9 protein-coding genes and 1 riboswitch are annotated in these 10,765 nt (G+C 70.8%); of the genes, 6 read left to right on the forward strand and 3 right to left on the reverse strand.

Translation table 11 applies throughout. The features are described from left to right. Window positions 1–31: 31 nt before the first annotated feature. From RIN80_RS24040 to RIN80_RS24060, 5 genes are all read left to right on the forward strand, one after another. Window positions 32–1,279 carry an HD domain-containing protein gene (locus RIN80_RS24040; protein ID WP_309097737.1) on the forward strand — a complete coding sequence of 416 codons (1,248 nt, stop codon included), beginning with the start codon at window positions 32–34 and terminating at the stop codon, window positions 1,277–1,279. Window positions 1,280–1,396: 117 nt separating this feature from the next. Then, a complete protein-coding gene (locus RIN80_RS24045; RefSeq protein ID WP_309097729.1) occupies window positions 1,397–2,377 on the forward strand; it encodes a hypothetical protein in 981 nt (326 codons plus the stop codon). Window positions 2,378–2,501: 124 nt separating this feature from the next. Next, the gene (gene def / locus RIN80_RS24050) at window positions 2,502–3,152 is read left to right on the forward strand and encodes a peptide deformylase (RefSeq protein WP_309097730.1); all 651 of its coding nucleotides are present in this window, start codon (window positions 2,502–2,504) and stop codon (window positions 3,150–3,152) included. Window positions 3,153–3,447: 295 nt separating this feature from the next. Further along, entirely contained in the window at window positions 3,448–4,533 is a 1,086-nt protein-coding gene (gene cyc1 / locus RIN80_RS24055; RefSeq protein WP_309097731.1) for an epi-isozizaene synthase, read from the forward strand. Continuing rightward, window positions 4,530–5,900 (forward strand): cytochrome P450, encoded by a 1,371-nt coding sequence (locus RIN80_RS24060; protein ID WP_309097732.1) that lies wholly within the window; start codon window positions 4,530–4,532, stop codon window positions 5,898–5,900. The genes cyc1 and RIN80_RS24060 overlap by 4 nt, the downstream gene beginning before the upstream one ends. Before the next feature lie 12 nt (window positions 5,901–5,912). Here the strand turns inward: RIN80_RS24060 and RIN80_RS24065 are convergent, their stop codons facing one another. Then, window positions 5,913–6,875, reverse strand: coding sequence for a helix-turn-helix domain-containing protein (locus RIN80_RS24065; protein WP_309097733.1), 963 nt, complete (start codon window positions 6,873–6,875; stop codon window positions 5,913–5,915). Window positions 6,876–6,968: 93 nt separating this feature from the next. Here RIN80_RS24065 and RIN80_RS24070 point away from each other — a divergent pair, with 93 nt between their 5' ends. Further along, window positions 6,969–7,211 carry a hypothetical protein gene (locus tag RIN80_RS24070; protein WP_309097734.1) on the forward strand — a complete coding sequence of 81 codons (243 nt, stop codon included), beginning with the start codon at window positions 6,969–6,971 and terminating at the stop codon, window positions 7,209–7,211. Here the strand turns inward: RIN80_RS24070 and RIN80_RS24075 are convergent. Next, window positions 7,124–8,134: a ribonucleotide-diphosphate reductase subunit beta gene (locus tag RIN80_RS24075; RefSeq protein ID WP_309097735.1), complete on the reverse strand. Its 1,011-nt coding sequence runs from the start codon at window positions 8,132–8,134 to the stop codon at window positions 7,124–7,126. The two genes, RIN80_RS24070 and RIN80_RS24075, sit on opposite strands and share 88 nt — an antisense overlap. Next, the gene (locus RIN80_RS24080) at window positions 8,134–10,494 is read right to left on the reverse strand and encodes a ribonucleoside-diphosphate reductase subunit alpha (protein ID WP_309097736.1); all 2,361 of its coding nucleotides are present in this window, start codon (window positions 10,492–10,494) and stop codon (window positions 8,134–8,136) included. Before RIN80_RS24080 ends, RIN80_RS24075 begins: the two co-directional genes overlap by 1 nt. 121 nt (window positions 10,495–10,615) lie before the next feature. Further along, a riboswitch (cobalamin riboswitch) is annotated at window positions 10,616–10,760 on the reverse strand. Between the last annotated feature and the right edge of the window lie 5 nt (window positions 10,761–10,765).

Below are 10,765 nucleotides of genomic sequence, written 5' to 3' on the forward strand. Positions count from 1 at the left end.
CGCCCGTCGGCGGGCAGCCGAGGTCGCGCCGATGAACGGCCACCGGCCGCCCCCGCTCCTGACCCTCGTCCACGCCTGTGCCGCCGTCCTCGCCGCCGGCTCCCTCGCCGTCACCCTCTACGGCGGGCTGGAGGAACGCCGGGTCGCCCTCGCCTTCGGCGTCCTCGTCACCGTCGGCGAGTTCGCCCGGCGCAACGACGCCGAGGTCAGGGAGCCGGCACCGCTCGGGGCCGCGGCGGCCCTGTCGTACGGGCTGCTCGGGGAGGCCGGCGGGCGGGCCACGCACCACGGTCCCGCCCAGGTCGTGGCCGTCGTGCTGGCCGCCTCGCTGCTCGGCAGCGTGCCGCACGTCGCCCGCGGGCAGGGGCCCACGCTCGACCACCTCGCCCGCCGCGTGCTCACCGTCGGGTTCGTCGCCGTGTGCTTCCAGCCCCCGTACAACCGCGGCATGTTCGACGACTGGGGCGGGCCCGCCTACGCGCTGCTGCTGCTCGCGCTGCTGTCCCTGACCGCGCTGTGCGACGCGGTGCTCGCCGCCGCCCTCGCGCACTCGCGGACCGGCTGGCCGTTCGGGCCGGTGCTGCGGGACGAGTTGCGGGCCGTACGCGGCATCGGCTCCGCCGTCATCGCCACCGGGGCGGTGATGGCGCTGGCGGTGGCCGTCGTGGGGTTGTGGGCGCTGCCCGTCTTCTCCGTGCCGCTGCTGCTCGCCCAGATGTCGTTCCGCCGCTACGCCGCCGTCCGGGCGACCTACCGGCAGACCATCGCCTCCCTCGCGCGGGCCACCGAGGTCGCCGGGTACACCCCGGCCGGGCACGCCCGCCGGGTCGCCGCGCTCAGTCTGGCCGTCGGGCGCGACCTGGGCCTGACCGAGCCCGAGCTGGCCGTGCTGGAGTACGCGGCGCTGATGCACGACATCGGCCAGCTGAGCCTCGTCGACCCCGTGCCGGCGGGCGCCACCGCCGCCCTGCCCGCCGCCGAGCAGCGCCGGATCGCGCTGCTCGGCGGGGCCGTGGTCCGGCAGACGGGGGTCGACGGGGCCGTCGCCGTGGTCGTGGAGCGGCAGGCGGACCCGTACGCGGAGCAGCCGCTCGCGGCCCGGATCGTGCGGGCCGTGAACGCGTACGAGGAGAAGTCCCGGGAAGGCGGCCCGGGCGGGCCGCTGACGGCGCTGGAGGAACTCCGGCTCGCCACCGCCGGGGAGTACGCGCCGGAAGTGGTGGAATCACTGGCCCGGGTACTGGCAAGGAGCAGTCTGACGCTGCCCGTGGCTGGGTAACCCATGGGTAATGAGCGCCCCCGAGGCCGTACGTGGTTGGATGCGAAGGAGAAGGTGTCCGGGGGCTCGAAACACAGCTACGGCCAGCCCACAGCACGGAACTGGCAGGCGGGAATCGTGAGGATCTTCGGCAAGGGACGGCACCGGCCCTCCGCCTCCTGGCGGCAGGCCACGGACCGGGCATTCACCCTCATCGGCGACGGCCGGTACGAGGACGCGGGCGCGCTGCTGACACGTGCCGCCGATCTGGAGCCCTGGCTGTCCGAGTCCTGGTTCAACCTCGCCCTGCTGCACAAGTTCCGGCACGACTGGGAGCAGGCCCGGGCCGCCGGCCTGCGGGCGGTGGCCCTGCTCGACCGGGACTCCGGCGCGCCCGACTGGTGGAACGTCGGCATCGCCGCCACCGCCCTCCAGGACTGGCCGCTGGCCCGCCGTGCCTGGCAGGCCTACGGGCTACGGGTACCGGGCGCCGCGAACGACTCGGGCGAGCCCGTCGGCATGGACCTCGGCAGCGCGGCCGTACGGCTCTCCCCGGAGGGCGAGGCGGAGGTCGTGTGGGGGCGGCGGCTGGATCCCGCGCGGATCGAGGTGCTGTCCATTCCGCTGCCGTCGTCGGGGCGGCGCTGGGGCGAGGTCGTCCTGCACGACGGCGTGCCGCACGGGGAGCGGACCACGGCCGCGGGGCACGCCTACCCGGTGTTCGACGAGATCGAGCTGTGGGCGCCGTCCCCGGTGCCGACCTGGGTGGTGCTGCTGGAGGCGGCGACGGAGGCCGACCGGGACGCGCTGGAGCAACTGGCCGCGGACGCGGGGTTCGCCGCGGAGGACTGGTCCTCCTCGGTGCGGCTGCTGTGCCGGATGTGCTCGGAGTCGCGGATGCCGTCGGACGAGGGCGACGGGGAGCACCTGGATCCGCACGACCACAGCGAGCCGGGGCATCCCGGGCCGCTGGGGCACCGGACGGACGGGCAGCTGTGGGTGCCGGAGCGGGAGTGCGGGTTGGCCGCGCCGGCTTCGCTGGTCCGGGGGTTGCTGGACGGTTGGGTGGCCGACAGTCCGGATTCCCGGGATTGGCGGGATCTGGAAGAGGTGTGCTAGCGCCGTCGCCGGGTGCGGCCGCGTCGGTGGTTCGCCGGTTCCCCGCGCCCTGAAGCAGGGCGTTTCACCCGCGTACCCTGTATCAGCATCCCTTGGAACTGTTCAGGAAGGCGTACGTAACGTCATGGCTCAGCAGGACACCGATCAGCAGCACGCGGGCGTGCTCCCCGTCGATGACGAGGGGTACGTGATCGACACGGAGGACTGCGAGGAGCGCGAGGCGGCCTGGCGGGAGCGGGGGACCTCGCGGCCGATCACGGTGGTCGGGAACCCGGTGCTGCACAAGGAGTGCAAGGACGTCACCGACTTCGGCGAGGAGCTGCAGCAGCTCGTCGCGGACATGTTCGCCAGCCAGCGCACCGCCGAGGGCGTGGGCCTGGCCGCCAACCAGATCGGCGTCGACGCGAAGGTCTTCGTCTACGACTGCCCCGACGACGAGGGCGTCCGGCACACCGGTGTCGTCTGCAACCCCAAGCTCGTCGAACTGCCCGCCGACAAGCGCCGGCTGGACGACAGCAACGAGGGCTGCCTGTCGGTGCCGACCGCGTACGCGCCGCTCGCCCGGCCGGACTACGCCGAGGTGACCGGACAGGACGAGCGCGGCAATCCGATCAAGGTGCGCGGCACCGGATACTTCGCTCGGTGTTTGCAGCACGAGACCGACCACCTCTACGGCTACCTGTACATCGACCGGCTCTCCAAGCGTGAGCGCAAGGACGCGCTGCGGCAGATGGCCGAGAACGAGCCCCGCTACCCCGTGGTGGCCAACGACTGACACCTCGGACGCACCAGGCGAACGGCGCCTGTTCGGGTTCCTCACCCTGAACAGGCGCCGTTCGCCTGTGTCGTTCGCCTGTCCGTCGCACGTTCGATCGCTTCCGCTCTCCTGGTGATCCCGCACCAGTCACACGACGGGAGGATCCCGGCACTGTGAGGTAGTGAATGAAGCAAATACGTTCCCAGAACGGTCAGTTGTAGGGCTGAATGGGGTGAGCGGGGTATGCAACGGCGCACGCCCGGCACGAAGGGAGGGGCGCCCGCGCCAACCGGCGGCTGAGAGGGGTTAGTTCGTGCATGCTTTGTCACACGGCACCACATCGACACCGACCACCATCGCAGTTCCACCGTCGCTCTCCCTCCCTGTGATCGAGGCGGCGTTTCCCCGGCGACTCCACCCGTATTGGCCGAAGTGCCAGGAGAAGACGCGGGCATGGCTGCTCGAAAAGCGGCTCATGCCCGCCGAGAAGGTGGCGGAATATGCCGACGGCCTGTGCTACACGGACCTCATGGCCGGGTACTACATCGGCGCCCCCGACGAGGTGATGCAGGCCATCGCGGACTACAGCGCCTGGTTCTTCGTCTGGGACGACCGGCACGACCGCGACATCGTGCACGGGCGCCCGCTCGCCTGGCGGAATCTGCGGGACCTGTTGCACACCGCGCTCGACTCCCCCGGGGAGCACCTGCACCACGAGGACCCACTGGTCGCCGGGTTCGCGGACAGCGTGCTGCGGCTGTACGGGTTCCTGCCGCAGACGTGGAACCTCCGGTTCGCCCGGCACTTCCACGAGGTGATCGAGGCCTACGACCGGGAGTTCCACAATCGCACGCACGGCATCGTGCCGACGGTCGAGGAATACCTCCGGCTGCGCCGGCTCACCTTCGCCCACTGGATATGGACGGACCTGCTGGAGCCGGCCGCCGGGTGCGAACTCCCCGACACCGTGCGGAAACACCCGGCCTATCGGCGGGCGGCGCTGCTCAGCCAGGAATTCGCCGCCTGGTACAACGACCTCTGCTCGCTTCCGAAGGAGATAGCGGGCGACGAGGTGCACAATCTCGGAATCAGTCTCATCACCCATGAGGGGCTGACGCTGGAACAGGCGGTGATGGAGGTCCGGCGCCGGGTCGAGGAATGCGTCACCGAATTCCTCGACGTCGAGCAGGAGGCATTGCGGTTCGCCGACGACCTCGCCGACGGCACCGTGCGCGGAAAGGAACTGAGCGCCGCCGTGCGCGTCTGCCTGAGCGATATGCGGAACTGGTTCAGTTCCGTCTACTGGTTCCACCACGAGTCCGGCCGGTACATGGTCGACAGCTGGGACGACCGGTCCACGCCCCCGTACGTCAACAACGAAGCGGCAGGTGAGAAATGACCGTCGAGTCTGTGAAGCCTGAAGCCCCCCGGGCCACGGAACTGCGCGAGCCGCCCCGGGCCGGCGGCGCCGTCCCCGTCCTCGGGCACGGCTGGAAGCTGGCGCGCGACCCGCTGGCGTTCATGTCCCGGCTGCGCGACCACGGCGAGGTGGTCCGCCTGAAGCTCGGTCCCAAGACCGTCCACGCCGTGACCACCCCGGCCCTCACGGGCGCGCTGGCGCTGAGCAACGACTTCATCATCGCCGGACCGCTGTGGGAGTCCCTGGAGGGCCTGCTCGGCAAGGAGGGCGTGGCCACGGCCAACGGCCCGCGCCACCGCCGCCAGCGGCGCACCATCCAGCCCGCCTTCCGGCTCGACGCCATCCCCGCCTACGGGCCGGTCATGGAGGAGGAGGCACACGCGCTCACCGAGCGCTGGAAGACCGGCGAGACGGTGGACTGCACCTCCGAGTCCTTCCGGGTGGCCGTGCGCATCGCGGCCCGCTGCCTGCTGCGCGGCGACTTCATGGACGAGCGGGCGGAGCGGCTGTGCGTCGCCCTTGCCACCGTCTTCCGCGGGATGTACCGGCGGATGGTGGTCCCGCTCGGACCGCTCTACAACCTCCCGCTCCCGGCCAACCGCCAATTCAACCGGGCCCTGGCCGATTTGCATCTCCTGGTCGACGAGATCGTCGCCGAGCGCCGCGCAAGCGGTCAAAAGCCGGACGATTTGCTGACGGCATTGCTGGAGGCGAAGGACGAGAATGGCGACCCCATCGGGGAACAGGAGATCCACGATCAGGTCGTAGCGATCCTCACCCCGGGCAGCGAAACCGTGGCATCCACGATCATGTGGCTCTTGCATATGCTCGCGGAACACCCTGAACACGCCGACCGGGTGCATGACGAAGTGCAAGCCGTCACCGGTGGGAGGCCGGTGGCATTCGCCGACGTCCGAGAGCTCAGGCACACCAACAATGTCGTGGTCGAGTCCATGCGTTTGAGTCCGGCGGTGTGGATTCTGACGCGCCGGGCGGTGCGGGACACGGAACTCGGTGGATACCGCATTCCGGCCGGAGCGGACATCGTCTACAGTCCGTACGCCATCCAGCGCGACGCGAAGTCGTACGAGCGGAACCTGGAGTTCGATCCGGACCGCTGGCTGCCGGAGCGGGTCAAGGCGATCCCGAAGCACGCGATGAGCCCGTTCAGCACGGGCAACCGCAAGTGCCCGAGCGACCACTTCTCGATGGCGCAGCTGACGCTGATCACGGCGGCGCTGGCCACCAGGTACCGCTTCGAGCAGGTGGCGGGCTCGAACGACAGCACACGCGTCGGCATCACGCTGCGGCCGCACGACCTGCGGGTGCGGCCGGTGGCGAGGTGACGGTTCCCGACCTCAGGCCGCCTCGGTGCCCCTGAACGTGCGCCGGTAGGCGTTCGGCGTGGTCCCGACCGCCCGGACGAAGTGGTGGCGCAGCGTGGCCGCGTTGCCGAACCCCGTCCGGCCGGCGATCGCGTCCATCGTCTCGTCCGTCGCCTCCAGCAGCCGCTGGGCCAGCAGTACCCGCTGGCGCAGCACCCAGCGGTAGGGAGTCGTACCCGTCTCCTGCTGGAAGCGGCGGGCGAACGTGCGCGGGGACATGTGGGCGTGGGCGGCGAGCTGCTCGACGGTCACCTCCTCGTCGAGGTGGCGCTCCATCCACGCCAGCACCTCGCCGATCGTGTCGGCCTCGGAGTGCGGCAGCGGGCGCTCGATGTACTGGGCCTGGCCGCCGTCGCGGTGCGGCGGCACCACCATCCGCCGGGCGATCTTGTTGGCGACCTCGGAGCCCTGCTCCTTGCGGACCAGGTGGAGGCAGGCGTCGATGCCGGCGGCGGTGCCCGCGGAGGTGATCACCGGGTCCTCGTCGACGTAGAGCACGTCCGGCTCGACGGCCACCCGGGGGTAGCGCAGGGCCAGGTCCCGCGCGTGCTTCCAGTGCACCGCGCAGCGCCGGTCGTCCAGCAGCCCGGCCGCGGCCAGCACGAAGACGCCGGAGCAGACGCTGAGCACCCGGGCGCCGCGGTCCACGGCGTGGCGCAGGGCGTCCAGCAGCTCCGGCGGGAAGGTGCGCGTGGAGTAGCCGTCCCCGGCCGGGACGGCGATGAGGTCGGCCGTCTCCAGCCGCTCCAGGCCGTGCTCGACCTGCAGCGACAGGCCCGAGGCCATGCGCAGGGCCGGGCCCTCGGCCGAGGCCACGGCGAAGTCGTACACCGGCAGGCCGTCGTCACTGCGGTCGGTGCCGAAGACCTCGCACACCACGCCGAGTTCGAAGGGGGTCACACCGTCGAGCAGGGCGACGGCCACGTTCTGCAGCATGCGTCCAGTGTGCCGCACCGTTGGCAGTAATTCGAGGGTCTACGGCAGTACTGCCACTGACGGTAAGGACCATTCGGCGCGACAGTGGTGTCCATGGACACGAACCAGACTCAGACACTCATCGCCATGGTCTTCGTACTCGGGACGCTGGTCCTCCTGGTCCTCCCGTCCGTGCTCGGCATCGTGCGCGACCGGCGCATCGACCGGCAGATCCGGGAGGCCCAGGAGGCCCGCGAGAACGCGCCGGCTCAGAAGTCCTCGTCCAGGTCGACGGTGCCCTCCACCGCCACCTGGTACGCGGAGGGCCGCCGCTCGAAGAAGTTGGTCAGCTCCTGAACCCCCTGGAGCTCCATGAAGGAGAAGGGGTTCTCGGAGCCGTACACCGGAGCGAAGCCCAGGCGGGTCAGCCGCTGGTCGGCGACGCACTCCAGGTACTGCCGCATCGACTCGGTGTTCATGCCCGGGAGGCCGTCACCGCACAGGTCGCGCGCGAACTGCAGCTCGGCCTCGACGGCCTCGCGGAGCATGTCCGTCACCTCCTGCCGGAGCCGCTCGTCGAAGAGCTCCGGCTCCTCCTTGCGGACGGTGTCGACCACGTCGAACGCGAACGACATGTGCATGGTCTCGTCGCGGAACACCCAGTTGGTGCCGGTCGCCAGGCCGTGCAGCAGGCCGCGGCTGCGGAACCAGTAGACGTAGGCGAAGGCGCCGTAGAAGAACAGGCCCTCGATGCACGCCGCGAAGCAGATCAGGTTGAGCAGGAAGCGGCGGCGGTCCGCCTGTGACTCCAGCCGGTCCAGCTTCTCGACCGAGTCCATCCACCTGAAGCAGAACTCCGCCTTCTCGCGGATGGACGGGATGTTCTCCACCGCCGCGAAGGCCGCCGCCCGGTCCTCCGGATCGGGCAGGTAGGTGTCGAGCAGCGTCAGGTAGAACTGCACGTGCACGGCCTCCTCGAAGAGCTGGCGGCTCAGGTACAGCCGCGCCTCCGGGGAGTTGATGTGCTTGTACAGCGTCAGCACCAGGTTGTTCGCGACGATCGAGTCGCCCGTCGCGAAGAAGGCCACCAGCCGGCCGATCAGGTGCTGCTCCGCGGCGGAGAGCTTGGCGAGGTCGGCGACGTCCGAGTGGAGGTCGACCTCCTCCACGGTCCAGGTGTTCTTGATGGCGTCCCGGTAGCGCTCGTAGAAGTCCGGGTAGCGCATGGGGCGCAGGGTCAGCTCGAAGCCGGGGTCGAGGAGATTCTGGTTGCTGGGCATTACTGGCAGGCCTCGCAGGACTCGGGGTTTTCCAGGGAGCAGGCGACCGCGTCGGGGTCCGGGGCGGCCTGCGCGGGGACGGTGGCCTGGGCGGCGCGGGCGATCCGGGTCGCCGGGCGCGAGCGCAGGTAGTACGTGGTCTTCAGCCCGGACTTCCAGGCGTAGGCGTACATCGAGGAGAGCTTCCCGATGGTCGGCGTCTCCAGGAAGAGGTTCAGGGACTGGGACTGGTCCAGGAACGGGGTCCTGGCCGCCGCCATGTCGATCAGGCCGCGCTGCGGAATCTCCCACGCCGTGCGGTAGAGCGCGCGGACGTCCTCGGGGATCCAGGCGAAGCCCTGCACCGAGCCGCCCGCCTCGCGCAGCGCCTCGCGGCTGCGGGCGTCCCACACGCCGAGCCGCTTCAGCTCGTCCACCAGATAGGAGTTGACCTGGAGGAACTCACCCGACAGCGTCTCGCGCTTGAACAGGTTGGACACCTGCGGCTCGATGCACTCGTAGACGCCCGCGATGGAGGCGATGGTGGCCGTGGGCGCGATGGCCAGGAGCAGCGCGTTGCGCAGGCCGGTCGTGGCGATCCGCTCGCGCAGGGCCGCCCAGCGCTCCGGCCAGGTCGGTTCCACGTCGTAGTGGTCGGGGTGCAGCACACCCCTGGCCGTACGGGTCTTCTCCCAGGCCGGCAGCGGGCCGCTCCGCTCCGCGAGATCGGCGGAGGCCTCGTAGGCGGCGAGCATGATGCGCTCGGCGATGCGGGTGGACAGGGCCTTCGCCTCGGGCGAGTCGAAGGGCAGGCGCAGCTGGAAGAAGACGTCCTGCAGGCCCATGGCGCCCAGGCCGACCGGGCGCCAGCGGGCGTTGGAGCGGCCCGCCTGCTCGGTCGGGTAGAAGTTGATGTCGACGACCCGGTCGAGGAACGTCACGGCCGTGCGGACGGTCGCGTCCAGCCGCTCCCAGTCGATGTCCCCGTCGCTCACGAAGGCACCGAGGTTGACCGAGCCCAGGTTGCAGACGGCCGTCTCCCCGTCGCTGGTGACCTCCAGGATCTCCGTGCAGAGGTTGGAGGAGTGGACGACGTGGCCCGGCTCGGCGGTCTGGTTGGCGGTGCGGTTGGCGGCGTCCTTGAAGGTCATCCAGCCGTTGCCGGTCTGCGCGAGGGTGCGCATCATCCGGCCGTACAGCTCGCGCGCGGGCAGCGTCTTCCTCGCCAGGCCCTTCGCCTCGGCGGCCCGGTAGGCGGCGTCGAACTCCTCGCCCCACAGGTCCACCAGCTCGGGCACGTCCGCGGGGGAGAACAGCGACCACGGCGCGTCGGCGTTCACCCGCCGCATGAACTCGTCCGGGACCCAGTGCGCGAGGTTCAGGTTGTGCGTACGGCGGGCGTCCTCACCGGTGTTGTCCCGCAGTTCCAGGAACTCCTCGATGTCGGAGTGCCACGTCTCCAGGTAGACCGCGGCGGCGCCCTTGCGGCGGCCGCCCTGGTTCACGGCGGCGACCGAGGCGTCGAGGGTCTTCAGGAACGGCACGATGCCGTTGGAGTGGCCGTTGGTGCCGCGGATCAGCGAACCCCGGGCGCGGACGCGGGAGTAGGCGATGCCGATGCCGCCGGCGTGCTTCGACAGGCGGGCGACCTGGTGGTAGCGGTCGTAGATGGAGTCCAGCTCGTCCCTGGGGGAGTCCAGGAGGTAGCAGGACGACATCTGGGGGTGCCGGGTGCCGGAGTTGAAGAGCGTGGGGGAGGAGGGGAGGTAGTCGAGGCGGCTCATCAGCCGGTAGAGAGCGGCGACTTCGTCGACGGCCCGTGGGGTGTCGTCCTCGGCGAGGCCGCTCGCCACGCGCAGCATGAAGTGCTGGGGGGTCTCGATCACCTTGCGGGTGATCGGGTGCCGCAGCAGGTAGCGGCTGTGCAGCGTGCGCAGGCCGAAGTAGCCGAAGCGGTCGTCGGCGGCGGTGTCGATCAGGGCGTCGAGCCGGGCGGCGTGCAGCCGGACGAAGCCGGCGGTCCGGTCGGCGATGAGCCCCTCGCGGTGGCCCACGGCGACCGATTCCGTGAAGGACGTGACGCCCTGGGAGGCGGCCTCGGCACGGATGGTGAGGGTCAGCAGCCGGGCGGCCAGCCGGGAGTAGGCGGGGTCCTCGGCGATGAGACCGGCGGCCGCCTCCGTCGCCAGCTCGCGCAACTCCGTCTCGTCCGCCCGCGCGGACCGGCCGCGCAGGGCGGCGGCGGCGACCCGGCCCGGGTCGGCGTCGGGGAGGTCGGCGGTCAGTTCGGTCAGGGTCCGCAACAGCGCGGCACCGGGAGCGTCGTGCGCTTCGGCGGCTTGTTCGGCGGCTGAGACCGGATCTGCTGGCGCGATGGTCACGTGGGGCTCTCCCTCGCTCGGCACGGGGCCTCGTCGAGGGCAGGGGGGAGCACACGAGCGCACGCGGCGTCGCGTCCACCGGCCCATTCCGCGAGGCCCGGACGTCAGGCACACCGGCCGGATGGCCGGGTGCACTGTCGGCAGGTCCTCGGACTGACGCCCATGCGCCTTTATGGGCACGGGTACACCGTTGCGGGACAGTTCCGGATTCGCACCGGATTCCCCTGCGGCGACAGCGAGCATGAGCATACATCTTGTGTTGGGTTCCGGT

It is taken from the genome of Streptomyces sp. (genome assembly GCF_031181705.1).
In the GTDB taxonomy this organism is placed as follows: Bacteria; Actinomycetota; Actinomycetes; order Streptomycetales; family Streptomycetaceae; genus Streptomyces.